Genomic DNA, 22,973 nt, shown 5'->3' on the forward strand with positions numbered 1-22,973 from the left:
CGGGCAGACACCAAAGTCCGTGTGTGGAATGAGCGCGCATATAGAGGGGATGCGCGACAAACGCAAGCGCTCCGGCCGTCTGCCGATCAGCGTGCGACGATCAGCGCACCCGTGCCGATCATGGCGCCGCCGGCAAACCTGTTCATCAGCCGCATGCGCCTGGACGTCGTGAACCAGCCTGAGGCCCGCCCGGCGAGTGCCGCGTAGACGCCCATGGTGACGATGTTGACGCTGATCACGACCGCGACAACCAGCAGCCCGTCGGCGAACGTCATGGTGTCGAGGTCGAGGATCAGCGGCATGATCGAGGCGTGAAACAGGATTGCCTTGGGGTTGCCGAGCGCGATTGAGGCGCCAAGGAAAAACGAGCGGGAGAGCCTCGCCTGGGGTGCCTGCGCCGCCTCCGCATGGGCAGCCGCCGAGCGCCACATCCTGATGCCGAGGAACACCAGATAGGTAGCGCCCGCATATTTCAGGACGAGGAACACCCATTCGAAGGTCTGGGCCAGCGCCACCAGGCCGAGCAGCGCCAGGATCACCAGCACCGCGTCGCCGGCGGCAATGCCGACACCGGCCATAAAGGCGCGGACAAAGCCACGCGAGACGCCGTTGGTGATGACCGCGAACATTGCCGGGCCGGGCGTGGCGGCGGCGAGCGTGATCGCGGCGCAGTAAGCCAGAAATGCCGTCAGCGTCATGGCCGTATCTTCCCGTTCGGCACCCGCACGCGGCGAAAGATCGCAACGATCTCCTCGCGGCTGCATTCAATGGCGCCAAGCCGCACGGCCCGGTCGCGCTCGAAGCCGGTTATGTCATAGTGCGGCGCCGATGTCTTGGGCGGCCCCTGGTAGGACGAACGCTTGAGGCCGAGTTCGGTGGCGAAGCGATGCAGTTCGTCGGTGTCGTCGGCCATCAGATGGCACCAGCGGTGGCCGGCCCATTTCCAGATCGCCGCGTCGACATAGATCGCCATCAGGCCTGCCGCTTCCCTCTTCAGCGCCAACGGCCCCGCGAGACGATTTGCCTTCGACTATTTCGATGCGGGACAGGGTTTCGACTGGTCGAACAGCGACAGGTTGACCAGCTTGCCGGTCATCGAGAAGTCGCCATAGTCCATGACCAGGTCGCGGGTGATGCCGTTCTCGTGCAGCTTGAAGCTGATCCGGTACTCCGGCACCTCCTCGCCGCTTTTGTCGGTTTCGTCGAAATAGGCGATGTCGACCGGCCAGTATTTGTCGGCGGCGAGCTTGGCCAGCGCCGGCGCTTCCGGGTCGGTCTTGTCGGCGTCGGTCTTCTTGCCGACGACGACCGTCGTCGTCATCACCTTGTTGGCGTCTTCCGACCCGTCGAACAGGTTGGTTTCATAGAAGCTCTCGCCCTTCTCGGCCTTGCCGATCAGTTCCACCAGATGCTGGGTCGGGAACTGGGTGGCGGCGAGCTCCAGGCTGTTCTTCTCGGGCTTGTCGATGTCGACCTTGAGGCCCTTGGCTTCCCTGGTCGCCATGCCCTTGACCTCCTTGTCGAGGTTCTGGTCGACGAAGGACTTTGTGACGAAGGAGAACGTCTTGCCTTCGGCATCCTCGAAAGTGGTCGTCTGCTGATCGGTCAGGCGCGTGTTGTCGTTGGTGACGATCTGGGTGACGAAGCGGAATTTCACCGTGTAGCCCTCGCAAGGCGAGCCATTGAACTCGTACACCATGCGGCCCGAAATACCGGTTATGCCGGAGCGGTCGGATGCCTTGTTGAGGGTCAGGTCGTAGACCGCGCGATGCGCCTGCAACGCCGGAACGGCAAAGGCGGGAGCCACCAGGAACAGCGCTGGCACAAGGATGGCAGGGAATGCTAGGCGCTTTGCGCGCATATGGTGCTCCGATCGTCGCGGCTGATGGCAGGCCGCAGGGAAAGATGGTCCAGCTTAAAAAAAGTCATGGCGGAAGCGAGGCAAAAATAGCAATTTCGGCCCGGCTTGCGCTGCGTCTTCAAGCAATAGGGAAATACGATGAGTGAAACAATCGAAAAGCGGCTAAGCGATCTCGGCGTCACGATTCCGGCCGCCGCGGCGCCGGCCGCCAACTATGTGCCCTATTGCCGGACCGGCAATCTGCTGTTCACGGCGGGGCAATTGCCGCTCAAGGACGGCAAGCTGCAGGCGAGCGGCCTGCTCGGCCGCGATGTCGATACGGCGGCCGGCAAGGAAGCCGCAAAATACTGCGCCATCAACATCCTGGCGCAGGCCAAGGCAGCGCTCGGCGATCTCGGGAAGATCCGGCGCCTGGTCAAGATCACCGTCTTCGTCGCCTCGGCGCCCGACTTCGTCGAGCAGCATCTGGTCGCCAACGGCGCTTCCGATTTCCTGGTCGCGGTGCTGGGCGAAAGCGGCAAGCACGCCCGCTCCGCCGTCGGCACCGCCTCGCTGCCGCTCAACGCGGCGGTGGAAATCGAAGCGATCTTCGAAGTCGAATGAGCCGGACTGACATCATGACCGATCTTTCCTGGCTGACCGCCCGGCCCGTGGCCCACCGCGGCTTCCACGACATGAACAAGACGCGCTGGGAGAACACGCTGTCGGCCTTCGCAGCCGCCGCCGAGCGCGGCTACGCGATCGAATGCGACGTGCATCTCTCGTCGGACCGCGTTCCCGTCATCATCCATGATGGCGACCTCAAGCGGCTGACCGGCGAGGACGGCTTCGTCTGGCAGCGCACGGCGGCGGAGCTCTCGGCGCTCAGGGTCGGCGGCACGGCCGATCATGTGCCGACACTGCAGCAGGCGCTCGACCTGATCGACGGCCGCGTGCCGCTGGTGGTCGAACTGAAGGGCACGCCGGGCTACGACCAGGGCCTTGTGGCGAGCGTCGGCAAGATGCTCAAGCGCTACAAGGGCAAGGCGGCGATCATGTCGTTCGACCATTGGCTGATCCGCGATTTTCCGAAGGACGCGCCCGGCATTCCTGGCGGGCTTACCGCCTACGGCAAGGACAACCAGCTGATAGAGGCGCATTTCGCCATGCTGGCGCATGACATCGCCTTCACCTCCTATGCCGCCGGCGACCTGCCCAACCCCTTCGTCAGCTTCGTGCGCCAGCGGCTGAAAATGCCGGTCATCACCTGGACCGTGCATGACCAGCCGGCGGTGGACCTCACCTTCAAATATGCCGACCAGATGACCTTCGAGGGTTTCGAACCCGATCTCGTAAAGGTGGCGTGATCCAGGCTTGCGCGGCCCCGGATGGAGCTTAAATAAGCCTCATGGATCAGGGTGATGACGATGATGGTCAGATGGCGAATGCGGAGTTTTCGATCCGCGTCGCTTCCGGCATTGGCGCCTTCACCTGCGACGAGTGGAACGGCTTTGCCGGGACCACGCGCGGCGACAAGGAAAACGGCTATAACCCTCTCGTTTCATTCGCTTTTCTGAGCGCGCTTGAAGAGTCCGGCTGCGCCGTGCGCCGCACCGGCTGGCAGGGCCATCACCTGCGGCTGGAGACGGCGCAAGGCAGGCTGCTGGGCGCCGTGCCGTGCTATCTCAAATCGCACAGCCAGGGCGAATATGTCTTCGATCATGGCTGGTCGGATGCGTTCGAGCGCGCCGGTGGCCGCTACTACCCGAAGCTGCAAAGCGCCGTGCCGTTCACGCCCGTCACCGGCCCTCGCCTGCTGGTCAGCAAGGGCGAGGACGATAGCGCGGTGAAGGCCGGCCTCGCCGCCGGCCTGAAGATGGTGACCGACAGGCTCGGCGTGTCCTCGGCGCATGTCACCTTCGCCTCGGAAAGCGATGTCGCGACGCTGGAGGCAGCCGGCTTCCTGCACCGCACCGACCAGCAGTTCCATTTCTTCAATGAAGGCTTTTCGAGCTATGACGATTTCCTCGCCACGCTAGCCTCGCGCAAACGCAAGGCGATGAAGAAGGAGCGGCGCGAGGCGCTGGTGGACGGCATCACCATCGACTGGCTGACCGGCAAGGACCTGACCGAGAAGGCCTGGGACGACTTCTTCGCCTTCTACATGGATACCGGCAGCCGCAAATGGGGGCGGCCCTATCTGAACCGCCAGTTCTTCTCGCTGATCGGCGAGCGCATGGCCGACGACATCCTGCTGGTGATGGCCAAGCGCAACGGCCGCTACATCGCCGGCGCCATCAATTTCATCGGCTCGGACGCGCTCTACGGACGCAACTGGGGCTGCATCGAGGACCACCCCTTCCTGCATTTCGAGGTCTGCTACCACCAGGCGATCGACTTCGCCATCGAGCGCGGGCTGAAGGTGGTGGAAGCCGGCGCGCAGGGCGAGCACAAGCTGGCGCGTGGCTACCGCCCCGTGACCATGCACTCGGCGCACTACATCGCGCATCCAGGCCTGCGCAACGCGGTGGCCGATTATCTCCGCCGCGAGCGCCGCGAGGTCGAGCGGATGGGCGAATATCTCGAGGACCACACGCCGTTCCGCAAGGATCTGGCCGAATAGGCCACGCCCAGGTCGAGGCAGGCATGATCGATCTCGGCTGACCTGCCTTGCCGCGCCATGACGGCTTCGCTACACGAGGCAGGACATCCATGATCAGGAGCGCCCGCCATGGCTGACTACGATCCCGGCAACATCTTCGCGAAGATCCTGCGCGGCGAAATCCCCTCGCACCGCGTCTATGAAGACGATGCGGTCATCGCCTTCATGGACGTGATGCCGCAAGGAGCGGGCCACACGCTGGTGGTGCCGAAGGCGCCATCGCGCAATCTGCTCGATGCCGACGCGGCAACGCTCGGGCCGCTCTTCATTGCCGTTCAGAAGCTGGCGCAGGCGGTCAAGAAAGCTTTCGGCGCCGACGGCGTCACCATCCTGCAGTTCAACGAACCGGCTTCGGGCCAGACCGTCTACCACCTGCATGTCCATGTCATCCCGCGCTTCGAAGGCGTCCCCCTGAAGCCGCACAGCGGACAGATGGAAAAGCCCGAGGTGTTGGCGGAAAACGCGGGCAAGATCCGCGCGGCGCTTGCCGGCTGAGCGGGCAAGGACCGAGGCAAACGGCCGCGAGAAGCAGCCTACCTTTCCCGCTCACCGCGCAGCTTGGCCCAGTATTCCAGCCGCTTCCTGATATCGCGCTCGAAGCCCCGCTCGGGCGGATCGTAGAAGGTGCGCCGGCCCATCTTTTCGGGGAAATAGTCCTGGCCGGAAAAGGCGTCGGGCTCGTCGTGGTCGTAGCGGTAGCCGGCTCCGTAGTCCTCTTCCTTCATCAGCTTGGTCGGCGCGTTGAGGATGTGCTTGGGCGGCAGCAGCGAGCCGTGCTCCTTTGCCGCTTGCGTCGCCGCCTTGAAGGCGGTGTAGACGGCGTTGGATTTCGGCGCGGTGGCGAGATAGACGGCGGCCTCGGCGAAGGCGAGCTCGCCCTCGGGCGAGCCCAGATAGTCGTAGGCGTCCTTCGCGGCATTGGCGATGACCAGCGCCTGCGGGTCGGCCAGCCCGATATCCTCCACCGCCATGCGCACCAGCCGGCGGCCGAGATAGAGCGGATCCTCGCCGGCGTCGAACATGCGGGCGAGATAGTAGAGGGCCGCGTCCGGATCCGAGCCGCGCACCGATTTGTGCAGCGCCGAGATCAGATTGTAGTGACCGTCCTGGCCCTTGTCGTAGATCGGCGCGCGGCGCTGGATGATGCGCTGTAGCCCTTCCGGTTCGAACACCTCGCCCGGCTTGGCGGCGCGCCACACTTCTTCGGCGAGCGTCAGCGAAGCCCGGCCGTCGCCGTCGCTCATGCGGATCAGCATGGCCCGCGCTTCGTCGTCGAGCGGCAGCGCCCTGCCCTCGGTCTCCTCCGCCCGCGCCAGCAGCTTGGCGATGCTGTCCTCGCCGAGCGAACGGAAGACCAGCACGCGCGCGCGCGACAAAAGCGCGGCGTTCAGTTCGAAGGACGGGTTTTCCGTGGTGGCGCCGACCAGCACGACGGTGCCGTCTTCCATTACCGGCAGAAAGCCGTCCTGCTGGGCGCGGTTGAAGCGATGGATCTCGTCGACGAAGAGCAAGGTCTGGCGCCCGTTGGCACGGCGCAGTTTCGCTGCCTCGAACACCTTCTTGAGGTCGGCGACCCCGGAAAACACCGCCGATATCTGCTCGAAGGCAAGCTTGGTCTCGCCGGCCAGCAGCCGGGCCACCGTGGTCTTGCCGGTGCCTGGCGGGCCCCAGAAGATCATCGAGCCGAGCGAGCCGGAATCGATCAGCCTGGTCAGCGCGCCATCCGGACCGGTCAGATGCTCCTGGCCAACGACCTCGCCGAGGTTTTTCGGGCGCAGCCGGTCGGCCAGCGGCCGGCCGGGCGGCGCCTTTTCCGGTTCATCGACGCTGAACAGATCGGCCATGAACGGTCTTCAAAGCTGGAGGACGATCCCTGGATCGCCTCAATAACGCAGCACCTGGCGCAGTATCTGCCCGCCGCGCTCGACGGTAAAGCGCCACCAGCGCGTATCTTGCTGTGCTACCTGCGCCAGCGTCGCCGCCGTGTCGACGGTCGTGCCGTTCACTTCGCGCACGATGTCGCCCGGCTGGAAGCCGAAATCGGCGGCCGGCGAATCGCGATTGATGTCGACCACGGCGACCCCCTTGAGGTCAGTGCGCAGGCCGAGCCGCTGCGCCAGCCGCGGCGACAGTTCCGCCACCTTGGCGCCGGCGAACGGGCTGCGGCCATGCAGCGTCACCTCGGTGGCCTTGGCGCCTTCCGGCGCGCGCTCCAGCGCGATATCCATCGTCGCCTGCTGGCCCTTGCTGAGCACGGCGAAGCTCGCCTTCGTGCCGATCGACAACGTCGCCATACGATAATCCAGCGCCTCGATGCTTTCGACGGTCGTGCCGTTGAGCGAGAGCACGACATCGCCGGGCTTCAGCCCAGCCATGCCCGCCGGCCCGGCAGCATCGACCGACGAGACCAGCGCGCCGGTCGGCTTTTCCATGCCGAGCGATTCGGCGATCTGCGGCGTCACCGCCTCGAACTCGGCGCCGACATAGGGCCGCTCGAAGAAATCGAGACCGGCCTTGGCCGCGTCGGCGAACGCCCGCACCATATTGGCGGGGATGGCGAAACCGATGCCGATCGAGCCGCCGCTGCGGCTGTAGATCGCCGTGTTGATGCCGACCAGCTGGCCGCCCATGTTGATCAGCGCGCCACCGGAATTGCCGGGATTGATGGCGGCGTCGGTCTGGATGAAATAGCCCGAATCCGAAACGCCGATATGGCTGCGGGCCAGCGCCGAAACGATGCCGCTGGTGGTGGTCTGGCCGACACCGAACGGATTGCCGATCGCCAGCACCAGATCGCCGACCTCGAGCGCGTCGGAATCGCCGATGGCGATCACCGGGAACGGCTTGTCGGCGGAGATTTTGAGCACGGCGAGATCGAGCGTCTCATCCTTGAGCATGACCTTGCTGGTGAACTCGCGCCCGTCGGCGGTCGCCACCTTCACCTCGTCGGCATCCTTGATGACGTGGTAGTTGGTGACGATGACACCGCTCGGGTCGACCAGCACGCCGGAGCCCAGCGAGGATTGCGCGCGCGGCTGCGCGCGGCCGAAGAATTCCTCGAAGAAGGGATCGCCCTCGAAAGGCGACGTCACCTTGGCGGTCTGCGAGGCATACACGTTGACCACGGCGGGTGCCGTCTGCTTGACCAGCGGCGCGAACGAGAGCTGCACCTCCTCTCGGCCGAACGGCACGCGCTTGTCGGGTCCAGAGGTGGCGTTCTCGCCTTCGACGCCATGCAGCAGGTCGGTCAGCACGTCGGACAGGCCGGGATCGGCGGGCTTGGCGGCGTCCTCGGCCAGCGCCTGCCTGGCCGCCGGCGCGAACGCCAGCAAGGCCGAGATCAGAACAAGGGACAGCCGTTTCATGCGCATTCCGAATCCTCCAAATCGGGCGCCATTGTCCCGACGATTGTGCAGAATGAAAGGCTAATGCACCGAAATCCGACAATTGTCGCGCAAAAGCATGGGCTTCGGCCGACGAAATTGTCGGAAACGCCGAGCGCCGATTCCAGAATGCAAAAAGGGGCCCACAGGGCCCCTTTGAACACTTGCGAAAAGCCCAGCCTCAGGCGGCCGCGGCTTCCTCTTCGGTACCTTCGGCTTCGATGCGGGCGCGGTCGCCGGCCCCCTTGGCCGAGGTGTCGCGGTCGACGAACTCGATGACCGCCATCGCGGCATTGTCGCCGTGACGGAAGCCCGCCTTCATGATGCGCAGGTAGCCGCCGTTGCGGGAGGCGTAGCGCGGCGCGATCGTCTCGAACAGGCGCTTGACGACGCCCTCATTGCCGATCTGGGCGATCACCTGACGGCGCGCATGCAGATCGCCGCGCTTGCCGAGCGTCACCAGCTTCTCGACGATCGGACGCAGGTCCTTAGCCTTCGGCAGGGTGGTGACGATCTGCTCGTGCTCGAGCAGCGAGACGGCGAGGTTGGCGAACATCGACTTGCGGTGGCTTACGCTGCGGGCGAAACGACGGCCTTTGAAACCGTGGCGCATGGCTCTTTTCCTTCTTCAGTTGTTCAAGAGGCCACGGCCTCTGATGGTTTTCCGCATGACCGTCGGATCTGGCGGCTCACGCCGCCGATCCTTGGAATTCATGCTCAATATTGGTCTTCGTAACGCTTTGCGAGGTCTTCGATGTTTTCCGGCGGCCAGTCCGGCACTTCCATGCCGAGGTGCAGGCCCATCGCCGCCAAGACTTCCTTGATCTCGTTCAGCGACTTGCGGCCGAAGTTCGGGGTGCGCAGCATCTCGGCTTCGGTCTTCTGGATCAGGTCGCCGATATAGACGATGTTGTCGTTCTTCAGGCAGTTGGCCGAACGCACCGAGAGTTCCAGCTCGTCGACCTTCTTGAGCAGCGCCGGGTTGAAGGCGAGCTCGGTGACGGCTTCGGCGGCCACTTCCTTCTGCGGCTCGTCGAAGTTGACGAACAGGCCGAGCTGGTCCTGCAGGATGCGGGCGGCGAAAGCCACCGCGTCCTCGCCCGAGATCGAGCCGTCGGTCTCAATGGTCATGGTCAGCTTGTCATAGTCGAGGACCTGGCCCTCACGGGTGTTCTCGACCTTGTAGGAGACCTTCTTGACCGGCGAGTAGAGGCTGTCGACCGGGATCAGGCCGATCGGCGCGTCCTCGGCGCGGTTGCGCTCGGCCGGCACATAGCCCTTGCCAGTGTCGACGGTGAACTCCATGCGGATCTCGGCGCCCTCGTCCAGCGTGCAGATGACGTGATCGGGGTTGAGAATCTCGACGTCGCCGACGGTCTGGATGTCGCCGGCCAGCACGGCGCCAGGGCCCTGCTTGCGAACGACCATGCGCTTCGGGCCGTCGCCTTCCATACGGATGGCGATTTCCTTGATGTTGAGCACGATATCGGTCACGTCCTCGCGCACGCCGGCGATGGACGAGAATTCATGCAGGACGCCGTCGATCTGCACCGCGGTGACGGCCGCGCCGCGCAGCGAAGACAGAAGCACGCGCCGCAGCGCGTTGCCCAGCGTGAGGCCGAAGCCGCGCTCGAGCGGCTCGGCGACCAGCGTGGTCAGCGTCTTCTTCTTCGACGAGAACTCGATCTTGTTCGGCTTGATCAGTTCCTGCCAGTTTTTCTGGATCATGATGCTTTCCTTCCGTTGCCCCGCCACCATCCAATCGTGGCGGGCGACCTGGAATGCCGCGGAGGAACGCTTTTTGGCGTTCGCGCGGCGTTCGATAGTTCCTTAGACGCGGCGCTTCTTGCGCGGGCGGCAGCCATTGTGCGGGATCGGCGTCACGTCACGGATCGAGGTGATGGTGAAGCCGGCGGCCTGCAGCGCGCGCAGCGCCGATTCACGACCCGAGCCGGGCCCGCAGACCTCGACCTCAAGCATGCGCATGCCGTGTTCCTGCGCCTTCTTGGCGACGTCCTCGGCGGCCATCTGGGCGGCGAACGGGGTCGACTTGCGCGAACCCTTGAAGCCCTGGGCGCCGGCCGACGACCAGGCGATCGAATTGCCCTGCGCGTCGGTGATGGTGATCATCGTGTTGTTGAAGGTCGAATTGACGTGGGCAACGCCCGACGAGATGTTCTTGCGTTCGCGACGGCGAACACGAGCGGCTTCCTTGGCCATGGTAGTCCTTTCAGTTGATCTCTACACCGCCGTAATGCCAGCGGCTCCACCTTGGTAAGGGAGTAGGGGAATAGGGAAGTAAGGGAGTAGGGAAACAAATGATCCGATTTTCGGGCTATTCCCTACTGCCTTACTCCCCTACTCCCTTATTCCCCTAATTACTTCTTCTTGCCGGCGATCGACTTCGCCGGGCCCTTGCGGGTGCGCGCATTGGTATGCGTGCGCTGGCCGCGGACCGGCAGCGAGCGGCGGTGACGCAGGCCGCGATAGCAGCCGAGGTCCATGAGCCGCTTGATGTTCATCGACACTTCGCGGCGCAGGTCGCCTTCGACCTGGTAGTCGCGGTCGATCGTCTCGCGGATCTGCAGCACTTCCGCGTCGGTCAGCTGGTTGACGCGGCGCTCGGCCGGGATGCCGACCTTGTCGACGATCTCCTGGGCGAACTTCTTGCCAATGCCGTGAATGTATTGAAGCGCAATGACGACGCGCTTGTTGGTCGGAATGTTGACGCCGGCTATACGAGCCATCTTCTCTCATCTCCATATGGGCCGGACACGCCGGCGCTTCAAGTTGCCCCGCGTCCGGTGGAGGCCGGCCCTTGCGGGAGTTTCCAGTTCAAAGCGGCTGCCTTGCCCTTGCGGACAAGCAAAGCCTATGCCTGATGGAAGACGGGCCGCCATACCCCAGCGGACCGCTACAGTCAAGCGCAATCGTCTGTTTTCTCTATGCCGCCGCCTGGGTGACGGATTTGAGCACCGTTTCGATCTCGCGCGTCACCGCGTCTATGTCGGCCATGCCGTCGACGCTCTTCAGCCTGCCCTTGGCGTAATAGTAGCCGATCAGCGGCGCGGTCTTCTTGTAGTACTCCCGCAGGCGCTCCTCGAACACAGCCGGATTGTCGTCCTTGCGCACCGGCTGGCCGGCGGCCTTGGCATCCTCGGCGCGCTTGACGATTCGTCCAACCAGCGCCTTGTCGTCGACCACGAGTTCGATGACGGCGTCGAGATGGAGGCCACGGTCGGCGAGCATCGATTCAACCGCATCGGCCTGAACCAGCGTGCGCGGGTAACCGTCAAGGATGAAGCCGTTTGCGCAATCGGCCTGGTCGATGCGCTCGGCCACGATGGCGTTGACGATGGCGTCCGACACCAGTTCGCCGGCATCCATCACCGCCTTGGCCCGCTTGCCCACTTCCGTGCCGGCCTGTACGGCCGCACGCAGCATGTCGCCGGTCGAGAGCTGCGGTATGCGGTATTTCTCTACCAGTCTTTGCGCTTGCGTCCCCTTGCCCGCCCCCGGCGGTCCAAGCAATATCAGCCTCATCTGGTCCTCTTCCCCCCGCGCAACTTCGACTTCTTGATCAGGCCCTCATACTGGTGCGCGATCAGGTGACCCTGGATCTGCGCCACGGTATCGAGCGTTACACTGACCACGATCAGAAGCGATGTGCCACCAAGGTAGAATGGTACGCCAGTCGCTGAAATCAGGAATTCGGGCAGCAGGCACACCAGCACCAGGTAGATGGCGCCGATGACGGTGATGCGCGTGAGAACATAGTCGATGTAATCGGCGGTGCGCTCGCCCGGGCGGTAGCCCGGAATGAAGCCGGAATGCTTCTTGAGCTGGTCGGCGGTGTCCTTGGGGTTGAAGACGATCGCCGTGTAGAAGAAGGCGAAGAACACGATCATCGCCGCGTAGAACGCCATGTAGAGCGGCTGGCCGTGGCCGAGCGAGGCAAGGATCGTGCTCGCCCAGGCGGGCATGTTGGTCGTCTGCGAGAAGCCGGCGACCGTTGCCGGCAGGAGCAACAGCGACGACGCGAAGATCGGCGGGATGACGCCCGACGTGTTGAGCTTCAGCGGCAGGTGCGAGGTATCGCCCTGGAACATGCGGTTGCCGACCTGGCGCTTCGGGTACTGGATCAGCAGGCGGCGCTGCGCCCGCTCGAAGAACACGATGAGCGCAATGACGACGATGGCCAAAACGATGATCGCCAGGATCAGGCCGGTCGACAGCGCGCCGGTGCGGCCGAGTTCCAGCGTGCCGGAGATGGCGCGCGGCAGGCCGGCGACGATGCCGGAGAAGATGATCAGCGAAATGCCGTTGCCGATGCCGCGCGCGGTGATCTGCTCGCCGAGCCACATCAGGAACATGGTGCCGCCGACCAGCGTCACCACGGTGGAGATGCGGAAGAACATGCCGGGATCGTTGACGATGCCGTTGCCGCCTTCCAGCCCGACGGAGATGCCATAGGCCTGCACCAGCGCCAAAAGCACGGTGCCGTAGCGCGTGTACTGGTTGATGATCTTGCGGCCCTGCTCGCCTTCCTTCTTCAGCGCTTCCAGCGACGGGATGACCGAGGTCATCAGCTGCATGATGATGGAGGCGGAGATGTAGGGCATGATTCCCAGCGCGAAGATCGCCATGCGCTGCACGGCGCCGCCGGCGAACATGTTGAACATGCCGAGCACGCCCTTGCTCTGCGAGGAGAAGGCCTGGGCAAAAGCGTCCGGATTGATGCCGGGCAGCGGGATATAGGTGCCGAGCCGATAGACGAGCAGCGCGCCGATGGTGAACCAGATGCGTTTCTTCAGGTCCTCGGCCTTGGCGAAGGCCGAAAAATTCAGATTCGAGGCTAGTTGTTCAGCAGCCGAAGCCATGCCTGATTCTCCGCTAGAGCATGATGCCGAAAAGTGTTGAGCGGTTTTCGGACAACATCATGCTCTACTTCTTTGATTGCTATGTCACGCTCGATGCCCGCAGCTCAGGCGGCGCGTGTCACCGAAGCTCACGAGATAAGCTCCGGACCGTAAACATGCAAGCGGCCGCGTTGACGCGGCCGCCATATTGATCAGATCAAAGCGCGATCGGGAGCAAAAACGAAGTCCGCTCTTGCCGACCGCACTTCAAATCGCCGTTACTCGGCGGCGGCCTTTTCCGGCACCTTCACCGAACCGCCGGCCTTCTCGATCTTCTCGATGGCGGCCTTGGAGGCGCCCGCAACGTCGAAGGCGAGCTTCGCCTTGAGCTCGCCGTCGGAGAGCACGCGCACGCCGTCCTTGACGCGGCGGATGACGCCGGCCGCGACCAGCGCTTCGGCCGTCACCGTTGCCTTGGCGTCGAGCTTCTTGGCGTCGACCGCGGCCTGGATGCGGGCCAGCGACACGACCGTGAAGCTCTTGCCGAACAGGTTGTTGAAGCCGCGCTTCGGCAGGCGCCGGTAGAGCGGCATCTGGCCACCCTCGAAGCCGTTGATGGCGACACCGGAGCGCGCCTTCTGGCCCTTGACGCCGCGACCGGCGGTCTTGCCCGAGCCGGAGCCGATACCGCGGCCCAGGCGCTTCTTGGAGTGCGTGGCGCCGTCCTTGTCACGCAGATCGTTGAGTTTCATCTTCGTTCTCCTGCGCTTGTGCTCAGCCCTCGTCCACGACGCGGACGAGATGCTGGACGGCAGCGATCATGCCGCGCACGGAGGGCGTGTCTTCCAGCGTGCGCTGCTTGTGCATCTTGTTGAGGCCGAGGCCGACCAGCGTAGCGCGCTGCTCCTTCGGCCGGCGGATCGGCGAGCCGATCTGCTCGACGGTGATGGTCTTGGTAGCTTTCTTGGCCATGGTCTAAATCCCTGGTCAGCGTCGACTATTCTTCAGCCGCAACGGCATTGCCGCGGCGGGCCTGAAGGGTCGAGTACTTGATGCCGCGCGCGGCAGCCACATCCTTCGGATGCATCTGGCTCTTCAGCGCGTCGAAGGTGGCGCGAACCATGTTGTACGGGTTCGACGAACCCATCGACTTGGCGACCACGTCATGCATGCCGAGCGTCTCGAAGACGGCGCGCATCGGGCCGCCGGCGATGATGCCGGTACCCTGCTTGGCGGCGCGCAGCAGAACGCGTCCGGCGCCCCAGCGGCCCTCGACGTCGTGATGCAGGGTGCGGCCCGAACGCAGCGGCACGAAGATCATGTCGCGCTTGGCCGACTCGGTCGCCTTGCGGATCGCTTCCGGCACTTCGCGTGCCTTGCCGTGGCCGAAGCCGACGCGGCCCTTCTGGTCGCCGACGACGACGAGAGCGGCGAAGCCGAAACGCCGGCCGCCCTTAACCACCTTGGCGACGCGGTTGATGTGGACGAGCTTGTCCACCATGCCGTCATCGCGCTCTTCGCGATCACGCTCGCGGCCGCGGCCGCCTTCCCTACGTTCCTGTGCCATATCCTGTTCCTTGTTCTTTTCCGGAAGCACGGGTTGCTGAAATGCCGGCGCCACTTTTGGGTCGCCGACGGTGAAAAATCATTTTCTTCCTTGCATGATCCTATCCGAAAAGTCTGCAACTTTTCGGGACCAGGCTTAGAAGCTCAGGCCACCTTCGCGGGCAGCGTCGGCCAGCGCCTTGACGCGGCCGTGATAGATGTACGGGCCGCGATCGAAGACGACTTCCTTGACGCCGGCCTTCGAAGCGCGCTCGGCGATCAGCTTGCCGACCGCGGCAGCGGCAGCGGTGTCGGCGCCCGTCTTGAGCGAACCCTTGAGGTCCTTCTCGAGCGTCGAGGCGGCGGCCAGGGTGCGGCCCTGGGCATCGTCGATGACCTGGACGTAGATGTTCTTCGAGGTGCGGTGGACCGACAGCCGCGGACGCTCGCCGGCGACCTTCTTGAGCTGACGGCGCACGCGCTGCGCACGGCGTTGGGTGGTTTCTTTCGGGCTAGCCATAATGTCAGTTCCTTGCCTTCAGTAGACGGGGGCAACCCTGTGCGGTAGGCCAAGCCTCCCGCGGCCGCTCCCCGCGGCGTTGCAGTCTTACTTCTTCTTGCCTTCCTTGCGGACGATCTTCTCGCCGGCGTAGCGCACGCCCTTGCCCTTGTAGGGCTCGGGGCCGCGATACTCGCGGATCTCGGCGGCAACCTGGCCGACCTGCTGCTTGTCGATGCCGGTGACCGTGATTTCCGTCGGCTTCGGCACCGTGATCGTGATGCCCTGCGGGGTCTCGTAGATCACGTCATGGCTGAAGCCGAGCGCCAGCTGCAGGTTCTTGCCCTGCATGGCGGCTCGATAGCCGACGCCGGTGATCTCGAGCCGCTTCTCGAAGCCGTCCTTGACACCCTGCAGGATGTTGACGATCTGCGTGCGCGACATGCCCCACTTGGCGCGGGCGGTCTTGGTCTGGTCGCGCGGCTGAACGGCGATCTCGGTGCCTTCCAGCTTGACCAGCACTTCGTCGTTGACCACGAACTTCAGCTCGCCCTTGGGGCCCTTCGCCGTCACGGTCTGGCCGTTGACGGTCGCGGTCACGCCCTGCGGCAGCGAAACGGGTTTCTTTCCAATACGAGACATTTTGTTGTCCTCGTCACTTCTCTTGGTTCAGGTTCCAGTTTTCGAGCGTTCCCGAAAACCGGATACCGCTTTCGATCTCACGCGCCGGATCAGAAGATCTGGCAGAGGATTTCACCGCCGACATTCTGCTCGCGCGCTTCGTGGTCGGCCATCACGCCCTTCGGCGTCGAAAGGATGGCGATGCCGAGGCCGTTGGCGACCTGCGGGATCGACTTGGCCGAGACATAGACGCGGCGGCCCGGCTTCGAGACGCGGGCGATTTCGCGCACGACCGGCGCGCCGTCGAAATACTTCAGCTCGATTTCGATTTCGGACTTGCCGTTCTCGAAGTCGGTCTGGCTGTAGTCGCGGATATAGCCTTCAGCCTTCAGCACGTCGAGGACGCGGGTGCGCAGACGCGAGGCCGGAGTCGAGACGCTCGACTTCTTGCGGCCATAGGCGTTGCGGATGCGGGTCAGCATATCGCCGAGAGGATCGCTCAATGACATCTCAGTGTCCTCCTTACCAGCTCGACTTGACCAGGCCTGGGATCTGGCCGTTGTTGCCAAGATCGCGAAGCGCGATACGCGAAACCTTGAGCTTGCGATAGTAGGCGCGCGGACGGCCGGTGACTTCGCAGCGGTTGCGGATGCGGATCTTGGCCGAGTTGCGCGGCAGTGCCGACAGCTTCAACTGGGCGCGGAAACGCTCTTCCATCGGCTTGGACTGATCCATGACGATGGCCTTCAGCGCGTTACGCTTGGCGGCATACTGGTCCGCAAGCTTCCGGCGCCTGTTGTTCTTCTCGACTGAGCTGGTCTTTGCCATTTCAGATTTTTCCTTTTTCGCTGCCGTTACTGGCGGAAGGGGAAGTTGAAAGCCTTGAGCAGAGCCCTGGCTTCGTCGTCCGTCTTCGCCGTCGTACAAACGATGACGTCCATGCCCCAGACCTGATCAACCTTGTCGTAGTTGATCTCCGGGAACACGATGTGTTCCTTGATGCCCATGGCGTAGTTGCCACGGCCGTCAAAGCTCTTCGGGTTCAGCCCGCGGAAGTCGCGGACGCGCGGCAGCGCGATGTTCACGAGGCGGTCGAGGAACTCGTACATGCGTTCCTTGCGCAGCGTGACCTTGGCGCCGATCGGCATGTTCTCGCGCACCTTGAAGCCGGCGATCGAGTTGCGGGCGCGGGTGACGACGGCCTTCTGGCCGGCGATCAGCGCCAGGTCCTCGGCAGCGACCGAAGGCTTCTTCGAATCGCCGGTCGCCTCGCCAACGCCCATGTTCAGCACGATCTTGTCGAGGCGCGGAACCTGCATGTCGTTGTCGTAGCCGAACTGCTCCTGCAGCGCCTTGCGGATGGTCTCGTTGTAGACCTTCTTGAGGCGCGGCTCGTTTTTGGCAGTCGCCTGCTTGGTTTCAGCCTTAGCCATTGATGACTTCTCCCGAGCGCTTGGCGACGCGCACTTTCTTGCCGTCCTTCTGGAAGATGAAACCGACGCGGGTCGGCTTGCCATCCTTGGGGTCGGCCAGCGCGATGTTCGACAGGTTGATCGGCGCTTCCTTGGTGATGATCCCGCCCTCTTGGGACTGGGACTGCTTTTGGTGACGACGGATCATGTTGACGCCACGCACCAGCGCGGTGTCGTCCTTCGGCTGCACCGAGAGGACTTCGCCCGAACGGCCCTTGTCCTTGCCGGCCAGCACGACGACCTTGTCGCCTTTTCTAATCTTCTGCATTGGTCCGGCTCCTTACAGCACTTCTGGCGCGAGCGAGATGATCTTCATGTGGTTCTTGGCGCGGAGTTCGCGCGGAACCGGTCCGAAGATACGCGTGCCGATCGGCTCTTTCTTGTTGTCGACGAGAACGGCCGCGTTCTTGTCGAAACGGATCACGCTGCCGTCCGGGCGGCGGATGTCCTTGGCCGTGCGAACCACGACCGCCTTCATCACATCGCCCTTCTTCACGCGGCCGCGCGGAATGGCTTCCTTGATCGACACCACGATGATGTCGCCGACGGAAGCGTATTTCCGCTTCGAGCCGCCCAGCACCTTGATGCACATGACACGACGGGCGCCGGAATTATCCGCGACGTCGAGGTTTGTTTGCATCTGAATCATGACTGGCCGCCTTCTTCTTTTCTAACGGGACGGGCTCGAAGCCCCTCCCCGGTCTGTCCAAAATTCGTTTGTTTACGCCTGGTCCGAAGACACGACGATCCAGCGCTTGTCCTTCGAAATCGGCTTCGATTCCTGGATGAACACCTGGTCGCCGACCTTGTGGGCGTTGTTCTCGTCGTGCGCCTTGTACTTCTTGGTCATGCGCACGGTCTTCTTCATCACGGGATGCGTGAAGCGCCGTTCGACCTTGACGACAACCGTCTTCTCGTTCTTGTCGCTGACGACGGTGCCCTGCAGAATGCGCTTTGGCATGGTTTTCGTCCTTAAGCCTTCTTGGCCGCGGACTTTTCCGCGGCGATGGTCTTGATGCGCGCGATGTCCCTGCGGACCTGCTTCACGCGTGCGGTCTTCTCGAGCTGACCGGTGGCCTTCTGGAAGCGCAGGTTGAACTGCTCCTTCTTCAGGCTGGCCAGGTCGTCGGTCAGCTGGTCCTGGGTCTTGGTCCGGATGTCTTCGGCTTTCATGATCGGCCCGTCCTTATTCTGCGATGCGCTGTACGAAGCGCGTCCTGACCGAGAGCTTGGCAGCACCGAGACGCAGCGCCTCGCGCGCCGTCTCTTCGCTGACGCCGTCGATCTCGAACATGATGCGGCCAGGCTTGACGCGCGCCGCCCAATAGTCGACGGCGCCCTTGCCCTTACCCATGCGCACTTCGGTCGGCTTCGAGGTGACCGGCAGATCCGGGAACACCCGGATCCAGACGCGGCCGGCGCGCTTCATCTCGCGGGTGATCGCGCGGCGGGCCGCCTCGATCTCGCGCGCGGTGACGCGGTTCGGCTCAAGCGCCTTCAGCCCGAAACCGCCGAAATCCAGGTTGGTGCCGCCCTTGGCGGTACCGTGGATACGGCCCTTGAACTGCTTGCGGAACTTTGTGCGCTTTGGCTGCAGCATCGTTCTAACTCCAAATTCTCAAATGTCTCAGGCGTTTTCGCGACGGCGGCCGCGTTCGCGCTCGCCACCGGCGGCACCGCCATGCGCATGATCGCCCTCGGTCGCGCGGCGTTCCGAAGCCATCGGGTCGTGCTCGAGGATCTCGCCCTTGAACACCCAGACCTTGACGCCGCAGATACCGTAGGCGGTGTTCGCCTCGGCGGTGCCGTAGTCGACGTCGGCGCGCAACGTATGCAGCGGCACGCGGCCTTCGCGGTACCATTCCATGCGGGCGATTTCGGCGCCGCCCAGACGGCCCGAGCAGTTGATGCGGATGCCCTCGGCGCCGAGACGCATCGCCGACTGCACGGCGCGCTTCATGGCGCGGCGGAACGCGATGCGGCGCTCGAGCTGCTGCGCGATCGACTGCGCGACCAGCGTGGCGTCGATCTCCGGCTTGCGCACCTCGACGATGTTGAGGTGCGTCTCGGACTTCGTCATCTCCATCAGCTTCTTGCGAAGCTTCTCGATGTCGGCGCCCTTCTTGCCGATGATCAGGCCCGGACGCGCCGCATGGATGGTGACGCGGCACTTCTTGTGCGGACGCTCGATCACGACCTTGGAGATCGCGGCCTGCTTGAGTTCCTTCTCAAGATATTTGCGGATCTTGATATCCTCATGCAGCAGCTGGCCGTACTCGCCGGTGTTCGCGAACCAGCGCGAATCCCAGGTGCGGTTGATGCCGAGACGCAGCCCGATCGGATTGACTTTCTGGCCCATTATGCGGCCTCCCCTTTTTCCTCGACTTCACGAACGACGATCGTGAGGTGCGAGAACGGCTTTTCGATACGGCTGGCGCGACCACGGCCACGAGCGTGGAACCGCTTCATGACGATCGACTTGCCGACATAGGCTTCCGCCACGATCAGCGCGTCGACGTCGAGGTCGTGGTTGTTTTCCGCGTTGGCGATCGCCGATTCCAGCGTCTTCTTGACCGTGCCGGAAATCCGCTTGGCCGAGAATTCGAGATCGGAAAGCGCTGTCGCGACCTTCTTGCCGCGGATCAGCGCGGCAACCAGGTTCAGCTTCTGCGGGCTGATACGGATCGTGCGCAGAACGGCGCGCGCTTCGTTGTCAGCAAGCCTGCGCGGAGCTTTGGCCTTGCCCATGATTATTTCCTCTTCGCCTTCTTATCCGCGCCATGACCGTAATAGGTCCGGGTCGGAGCGAATTCACCGAACTTGTGACCGACCATGTCCTCGTTCACGGAGACGGGAACATGCTTCTGGCCGTTGTAGACACCGAAGGTGAGGCCGACGAACTGCGGCAGGATGGTGGAGCGGCGGCTCCACATCTTGATCACCTCATTGCGACCGCCTTCACGAACCTTGTCCACCTTCTTGAGAAGGTAGCCGTCGATGAAGGGGCCTTTCCAAATCGAACGAGTCACTTGGCGTTACCTCTTCTTAGCTCTTGCGCTGATGGCGCGAGCGCACGATGAACTTGTCGGTCGCCTTGTTGGACCGCGTCTTCTTGCCCTTGGTCGGCTTGCCCCAGGGCGAAACCGGATGACGGCCACCCGAGGTGCGGCCTTCGCCGCCGCCGTGCGGGTGATCGACCGGGTTCATGGCCACGCCGCGATTGTGCGGGCGCTTGCCGCGCCACACCGTGCGGCCGGCCTTGCCGTCGTTGATGTTGCCGTGGTCGGGGTTCGACACCGCGCCGACGGTCGCCATGCAGGAGCCGTGCACGACGCGCTGCTCGCCCGAATTGAGGCGCAGGATCGCCATGCCCTGATCGCGGCCGACGAGCTGGGCGTAACCGCCAGCCGAACGGGCGACCTGGCCGCCCTTGCCCGGCTTCAGCTCGATGTTGTGGACGATCGTGCCGACCGGCATCGAGGCCAGCGGCATCGCATTGCCCGGCTTCACGTCGACGGCTTCGCCTGCCACGATCTTGTCGCCGGCAGCAAGGCGCTGCGGGGCGATGATGTAGGACAGCTCGCCATCGTCATACTTGATCAGCGCGATGAAGGCGGTGCGGTTCGGATCGTATTCGATCCGCTCGACCGTGCCGACAACGTCGAACTTGCGCCGCTTGAAGTCGATGATGCGGTACGAACGCTTGTGACCGCCGCCGATGAAGCGGGCCGTGATGCGGCCGTAGTTGTTGCGGCCGCCCGACTTGGTCAGGCCTTCGGTCAGGCCCTTGACGGGCTTGCCCTTGTAGAGCCCCGAGCGGTCGACGATGACCAGCTGGCGGGTGCTCGGCGTTACCGGGTTGAATTTCTTGAGTGCCATTGTCCTGTCCTCGCGGCCTAGCTCAGAGACCCGTCGCGACGTCGATCGACTGGCCGTCGGCCAGCGTCACAACCGCCTTCTTGACGTCGCCCTGGCGGCCGATCGTGCCGCGGAAGCGCTTGATCTTGCCCTTGCGGACAAGCGTGTTCACGGCCGTAACCTTGACACCGAAGAGGGCTTCGACGGCGGCCTTGATTTCCGGCTTCGACGCCTTCTTGGCGACGTTGAAGACGACCTGGTTCTGCTCGGAAGCCATGGTCGACTTTTCGGTGATCGCCGGCGAGACGATCACGTCGTAGTGACGAAGGTCGGTCATTTGAAGCGCTCCTCGAGAGCCTCGACGGCGGCCTTGGAAAGGACCAGCGTGCCGCGGCGCAGAATGTCGTAGACGTTGATGCCCTGGATGGGCAGCACGTCGATGTTCGGAATGTTGGTCGCCGCCAGCTTGAAGTTCTGGTCGAGCTCGGCGCCGCCGATCAGCAAGGCGTTGGTCAGGCCGAGCGTCTCGAAATTCGCCACCAGCGCCTTGGTCTTGGCCTCGGTCAGCTTCAGCTCGTCGACGATGATGATCGACGCGCTCTTGGCCTTGGCCGAGAGAGCATGCTTGAGGCCGAGCGCCCGTACCTTCTTCGGCAGGTCGTGCTCGTGGCTGCGCACGACCGGGCCGTGCGCCTTGCCGCCGCCGCGGAACTGCGGAGCGCGAGCCGAATGGTGACGGGCGCGGCCCGTACCCTTCTGCTTGTACATCTTGGCGCCGGTGCGCGCGATCTCGGCGCGGCCCTTGGCCTTGTGCGTGCCCTGCTGCTTCTTGGCCAGCTGCCAGCGCACGACGCGCTGCAGGATGTCCTCGCGCGGATCAAGGCCGAAAATCTCCTCGGAGAGTTTCACCTTGCCGGCGTCCTTGCCGCCCAGCGTTGTGATCTTGAGGTCCATTATTCCGCTCCCTCGGTGGCCGGGGCTTCATTCTTGGCGGCGCCAGCGCGGATCGCGGCAGGCTTCGGCGCATTGGCCGGGAGCGCGACCTTGGCCGCATCGCGAACCAGGATCCAGGCGCCCTTGACGCCGGGAACGGCGCCGCGGATCAGGATCAGGCCGCGGTCGGCGTCGGTCGAGACGACCTCGACGTTCTGCGTGGTGACGCGGGCGTCGCCCATGTGGCCGGCCATCTTCTTGCCCTTGAACACCTTGCCGGGGTCCTGGCGCTGGCCGGTCGAGCCGTGCGTGCGGTGCGACACCGAGTTACCGTGCGTGGCGCGGCCGCCACCCATGTTGTGCCGCTTGATCACGCCCTGGAAACCCTTACCGGTCGAGGTGCCCGTCACATCGACCTTCTGGCCGGCGACGAAGTGCTCGACGGTGATCTCGGCGCCGACGTCGATCATGTTATCGGCGGAGACGCGGAATTCGGCGAGCTTCGCCTTCGGCTCGACGGAAGCGGCGGCGAAATGGCCGCGCATCGCCTTCGACGTGTTCTTCACCTTGGCAAGGCCAACGCCGAGCTGGACGGCCGTATAGCCGTTCTTCTCCTGCGTGCGCTGCGCCACGACCTGGCAGTTCTCCATCTGGAGAACGGTGACGGGAACATGTTCCCCGGCATCGTTATAGATGCGGGTCATTCCCACCTTCTTTGCAATCACACCTGAACGCATCGGTTCAATTCCTTTAGAGTTCCGGGCCAGGGGCATCGCCCCTTACCGCGCTCTCATTCCCTTAGAGCTTGATCTCGACGTCCACACCGGCGGCGAGGTCGAGCTTCATCAAAGCATCGACCGTCTGCGGGGTCGGATCGACGATGTCGAGCAGACGCTTGTGCGTGCGCATCTCGAACTGCTCGCGGCTCTTCTTGTCGACGTGCGGCGACCGGTTGACCGTGAACTTTTCGATCCGCGTCGGCAGCGGAATGGGGCCGCGGACGTTGGCGCCGGTGCGCTTGGCCGTCGACACGATCTCCCGGGTCGAGGCGTCGAGCACCCGGTGATCAAACGCCTTAAGGCGGATGCGGATATTCTGTCCGTTCATGCGTCACTTCCTTGTTCTGGCGCGGCGCGGGCAACTTCCGCGCCCGCGACAGATCGGTTTAAGTCCAATTATTCTTTGATGGTGACGACGATGCCGGCACCGACGGTGCGGCCGCCTTCACGGATGGCGAAGCGCAGCTTCTCTTCCATGGCGATCGGCACGATCAGCTCGACGTCGACCGTGATGTTGTCGCC

Annotated in this window: 37 protein-coding genes; 4 read left to right on the forward strand and 33 right to left on the reverse strand. The window is 63.8% G+C overall.

The window, feature by feature from the left end:
- Positions 1-86 precede the first annotated feature (86 nt).
- Genes PU724_RS28115 through PU724_RS28125 form a run of 3 tightly spaced genes read right to left on the reverse strand, consistent with a single transcriptional unit; the run spans position 87 to position 1,861 of the window.
- A complete protein-coding gene (locus PU724_RS28115; RefSeq protein WP_354421859.1) occupies positions 87-698 on the reverse strand; it encodes a LysE family translocator in 612 nt (203 codons plus the stop codon).
- Complete coding sequence (locus tag PU724_RS28120) at positions 695-973, reverse strand: DUF4031 domain-containing protein (RefSeq protein ID WP_126054457.1); 279 nt, start codon at positions 971-973, stop codon at positions 695-697. The genes PU724_RS28115 and PU724_RS28120 overlap by 4 nt, the downstream gene beginning before the upstream one ends.
- Before the next feature lie 57 nt (positions 974-1,030).
- Positions 1,031-1,861, reverse strand: coding sequence for a cell envelope integrity EipB family protein (locus tag PU724_RS28125; RefSeq protein WP_127286031.1), 831 nt, complete (start codon positions 1,859-1,861; stop codon positions 1,031-1,033).
- Positions 1,862-1,999: 138 nt separating this feature from the next.
- Here PU724_RS28125 and PU724_RS28130 point away from each other — a divergent pair, with 138 nt between their 5' ends.
- The 4 genes from PU724_RS28130 to PU724_RS28145 all read left to right on the forward strand — a co-directional run bounded on the left by PU724_RS28130 (position 2,000) and on the right by PU724_RS28145 (position 4,997).
- Positions 2,000-2,464: a RidA family protein gene (locus PU724_RS28130; RefSeq protein ID WP_128346865.1), complete on the forward strand. Its 465-nt coding sequence runs from the start codon at positions 2,000-2,002 to the stop codon at positions 2,462-2,464.
- A 14-nt stretch (positions 2,465-2,478) separates the two neighbouring features.
- Positions 2,479-3,207: a glycerophosphodiester phosphodiesterase gene (locus PU724_RS28135; RefSeq protein WP_354421861.1), complete on the forward strand. Its 729-nt coding sequence runs from the start codon at positions 2,479-2,481 to the stop codon at positions 3,205-3,207.
- A gap of 41 nt (positions 3,208-3,248) precedes the next feature.
- Positions 3,249-4,463 (forward strand): GNAT family N-acetyltransferase, encoded by a 1,215-nt coding sequence (locus PU724_RS28140; protein WP_128275865.1) that lies wholly within the window; start codon positions 3,249-3,251, stop codon positions 4,461-4,463.
- Positions 4,464-4,571: 108 nt separating this feature from the next.
- Positions 4,572-4,997, forward strand: a complete 426-nt coding sequence (locus tag PU724_RS28145) for an HIT family protein (RefSeq protein WP_128275864.1) — start codon at positions 4,572-4,574, stop codon at positions 4,995-4,997.
- A gap of 38 nt (positions 4,998-5,035) precedes the next feature.
- Here the strand turns inward: PU724_RS28145 and PU724_RS28150 are convergent, their stop codons facing one another.
- The 30 genes from PU724_RS28150 to PU724_RS28295 form a co-directional block, all read right to left on the reverse strand.
- Positions 5,036-6,346: a replication-associated recombination protein A gene (locus PU724_RS28150; RefSeq protein ID WP_128275863.1), complete on the reverse strand. Its 1,311-nt coding sequence runs from the start codon at positions 6,344-6,346 to the stop codon at positions 5,036-5,038.
- Between the two features lie 39 nt (positions 6,347-6,385).
- Positions 6,386-7,873, reverse strand: coding sequence for a DegQ family serine endoprotease (locus PU724_RS28155; RefSeq protein WP_354421863.1), 1,488 nt, complete (start codon positions 7,871-7,873; stop codon positions 6,386-6,388).
- Positions 7,874-8,066: 193 nt separating this feature from the next.
- Entirely contained in the window at positions 8,067-8,498 is a 432-nt protein-coding gene (gene rplQ, locus PU724_RS28160; protein ID WP_354421865.1) for a 50S ribosomal protein L17, read from the reverse strand.
- Positions 8,499-8,602: 104 nt separating this feature from the next.
- The gene (locus PU724_RS28165; RefSeq protein WP_006205443.1) at positions 8,603-9,613 is read right to left on the reverse strand and encodes a DNA-directed RNA polymerase subunit alpha; all 1,011 of its coding nucleotides are present in this window, start codon (positions 9,611-9,613) and stop codon (positions 8,603-8,605) included.
- A gap of 102 nt (positions 9,614-9,715) precedes the next feature.
- Positions 9,716-10,105, reverse strand: a complete 390-nt coding sequence (gene rpsK, locus PU724_RS28170) for a 30S ribosomal protein S11 (RefSeq protein ID WP_006205444.1) — start codon at positions 10,103-10,105, stop codon at positions 9,716-9,718.
- A gap of 158 nt (positions 10,106-10,263) precedes the next feature.
- Positions 10,264-10,632 (reverse strand): 30S ribosomal protein S13, encoded by a 369-nt coding sequence (gene rpsM, locus PU724_RS28175; protein WP_006205445.1) that lies wholly within the window; start codon positions 10,630-10,632, stop codon positions 10,264-10,266.
- A gap of 196 nt (positions 10,633-10,828) precedes the next feature.
- The gene (locus tag PU724_RS28180; RefSeq protein ID WP_127285245.1) at positions 10,829-11,428 is read right to left on the reverse strand and encodes an adenylate kinase; all 600 of its coding nucleotides are present in this window, start codon (positions 11,426-11,428) and stop codon (positions 10,829-10,831) included.
- A complete protein-coding gene (gene secY / locus PU724_RS28185; protein WP_127285246.1) occupies positions 11,425-12,765 on the reverse strand; it encodes a preprotein translocase subunit SecY in 1,341 nt (446 codons plus the stop codon). The genes PU724_RS28180 and secY overlap by 4 nt, the downstream gene beginning before the upstream one ends.
- A 257-nt stretch (positions 12,766-13,022) precedes the next feature.
- Positions 13,023-13,496, reverse strand: a complete 474-nt coding sequence (gene rplO / locus PU724_RS28190) for a 50S ribosomal protein L15 (protein ID WP_127285247.1) — start codon at positions 13,494-13,496, stop codon at positions 13,023-13,025.
- A gap of 22 nt (positions 13,497-13,518) precedes the next feature.
- Complete coding sequence (gene rpmD, locus PU724_RS28195) at positions 13,519-13,716, reverse strand: 50S ribosomal protein L30 (protein ID WP_006205449.1); 198 nt, start codon at positions 13,714-13,716, stop codon at positions 13,519-13,521.
- A gap of 25 nt (positions 13,717-13,741) precedes the next feature.
- Entirely contained in the window at positions 13,742-14,311 is a 570-nt protein-coding gene (gene rpsE / locus PU724_RS28200; protein ID WP_127285248.1) for a 30S ribosomal protein S5, read from the reverse strand.
- A 135-nt stretch (positions 14,312-14,446) separates the two neighbouring features.
- Positions 14,447-14,809 (reverse strand): 50S ribosomal protein L18, encoded by a 363-nt coding sequence (gene rplR, locus PU724_RS28205; protein ID WP_127285249.1) that lies wholly within the window; start codon positions 14,807-14,809, stop codon positions 14,447-14,449.
- 87 nt (positions 14,810-14,896) lie between these two features.
- A complete protein-coding gene (gene rplF, locus PU724_RS28210; protein ID WP_127285250.1) occupies positions 14,897-15,430 on the reverse strand; it encodes a 50S ribosomal protein L6 in 534 nt (177 codons plus the stop codon).
- 89 nt (positions 15,431-15,519) lie between these two features.
- On the reverse strand, positions 15,520-15,918 hold the full coding sequence (rpsH, locus tag PU724_RS28215; protein ID WP_126054443.1) for a 30S ribosomal protein S8: 399 nt from the start codon (positions 15,916-15,918) through the stop codon (positions 15,520-15,522).
- A 13-nt stretch (positions 15,919-15,931) separates the two neighbouring features.
- A complete protein-coding gene (gene rpsN, locus PU724_RS28220) occupies positions 15,932-16,237 on the reverse strand; it encodes a 30S ribosomal protein S14 (protein WP_127286406.1) in 306 nt (101 codons plus the stop codon).
- A 26-nt stretch (positions 16,238-16,263) separates the two neighbouring features.
- On the reverse strand, positions 16,264-16,842 hold the full coding sequence (gene rplE, locus PU724_RS28225) for a 50S ribosomal protein L5 (protein WP_127286407.1): 579 nt from the start codon (positions 16,840-16,842) through the stop codon (positions 16,264-16,266).
- Entirely contained in the window at positions 16,835-17,149 is a 315-nt protein-coding gene (gene rplX / locus PU724_RS28230) for a 50S ribosomal protein L24 (protein ID WP_127286408.1), read from the reverse strand. The genes rplE and rplX overlap by 8 nt, the downstream gene beginning before the upstream one ends.
- 12 nt (positions 17,150-17,161) lie before the next feature.
- A complete protein-coding gene (gene rplN / locus PU724_RS28235) occupies positions 17,162-17,530 on the reverse strand; it encodes a 50S ribosomal protein L14 (RefSeq protein ID WP_006205457.1) in 369 nt (122 codons plus the stop codon).
- A gap of 72 nt (positions 17,531-17,602) precedes the next feature.
- Positions 17,603-17,842, reverse strand: coding sequence for a 30S ribosomal protein S17 (gene rpsQ, locus PU724_RS28240; protein WP_010909280.1), 240 nt, complete (start codon positions 17,840-17,842; stop codon positions 17,603-17,605).
- An 11-nt stretch (positions 17,843-17,853) separates the two neighbouring features.
- Complete coding sequence (rpmC, locus tag PU724_RS28245) at positions 17,854-18,054, reverse strand: 50S ribosomal protein L29 (protein ID WP_126042433.1); 201 nt, start codon at positions 18,052-18,054, stop codon at positions 17,854-17,856.
- Between the two features lie 13 nt (positions 18,055-18,067).
- Positions 18,068-18,481 carry a 50S ribosomal protein L16 gene (gene rplP, locus PU724_RS28250; RefSeq protein ID WP_126054438.1) on the reverse strand — a complete coding sequence of 138 codons (414 nt, stop codon included), beginning with the start codon at positions 18,479-18,481 and terminating at the stop codon, positions 18,068-18,070.
- A gap of 27 nt (positions 18,482-18,508) precedes the next feature.
- Positions 18,509-19,240, reverse strand: a complete 732-nt coding sequence (gene rpsC, locus PU724_RS28255; RefSeq protein WP_127286409.1) for a 30S ribosomal protein S3 — start codon at positions 19,238-19,240, stop codon at positions 18,509-18,511.
- On the reverse strand, positions 19,240-19,629 hold the full coding sequence (gene rplV, locus PU724_RS28260; RefSeq protein ID WP_006205462.1) for a 50S ribosomal protein L22: 390 nt from the start codon (positions 19,627-19,629) through the stop codon (positions 19,240-19,242). The genes rpsC and rplV overlap by 1 nt, the downstream gene beginning before the upstream one ends.
- Before the next feature lie 2 nt (positions 19,630-19,631).
- Positions 19,632-19,910: a 30S ribosomal protein S19 gene (gene rpsS / locus PU724_RS28265; protein WP_015317982.1), complete on the reverse strand. Its 279-nt coding sequence runs from the start codon at positions 19,908-19,910 to the stop codon at positions 19,632-19,634.
- Positions 19,911-19,926: 16 nt separating this feature from the next.
- Complete coding sequence (rplB, locus tag PU724_RS28270) at positions 19,927-20,760, reverse strand: 50S ribosomal protein L2 (protein ID WP_126054436.1); 834 nt, start codon at positions 20,758-20,760, stop codon at positions 19,927-19,929.
- A 22-nt stretch (positions 20,761-20,782) separates the two neighbouring features.
- Positions 20,783-21,076 carry a 50S ribosomal protein L23 gene (locus tag PU724_RS28275; protein ID WP_126054435.1) on the reverse strand — a complete coding sequence of 98 codons (294 nt, stop codon included), beginning with the start codon at positions 21,074-21,076 and terminating at the stop codon, positions 20,783-20,785.
- Positions 21,073-21,693: a 50S ribosomal protein L4 gene (gene rplD / locus PU724_RS28280; RefSeq protein WP_127286410.1), complete on the reverse strand. Its 621-nt coding sequence runs from the start codon at positions 21,691-21,693 to the stop codon at positions 21,073-21,075. Before rplD ends, PU724_RS28275 begins: the two co-directional genes overlap by 4 nt.
- Positions 21,693-22,409, reverse strand: a complete 717-nt coding sequence (gene rplC / locus PU724_RS28285; RefSeq protein ID WP_127286411.1) for a 50S ribosomal protein L3 — start codon at positions 22,407-22,409, stop codon at positions 21,693-21,695. The genes rplD and rplC overlap by 1 nt, the downstream gene beginning before the upstream one ends.
- 61 nt (positions 22,410-22,470) lie before the next feature.
- A complete protein-coding gene (rpsJ, locus tag PU724_RS28290) occupies positions 22,471-22,779 on the reverse strand; it encodes a 30S ribosomal protein S10 (RefSeq protein WP_006205468.1) in 309 nt (102 codons plus the stop codon).
- 68 nt (positions 22,780-22,847) lie between these two features.
- On the reverse strand, positions 22,848-22,973 hold a 126-nt coding region (locus tag PU724_RS28295; protein ID WP_446669874.1), incomplete at its 5' end, for an EF-Tu C-terminal domain-related protein.

This window comes from Mesorhizobium abyssinicae, assembly GCF_049887195.1.
In the GTDB taxonomy this organism is placed as follows: Bacteria; Pseudomonadota; Alphaproteobacteria; order Rhizobiales; family Rhizobiaceae; genus Mesorhizobium; species Mesorhizobium abyssinicae.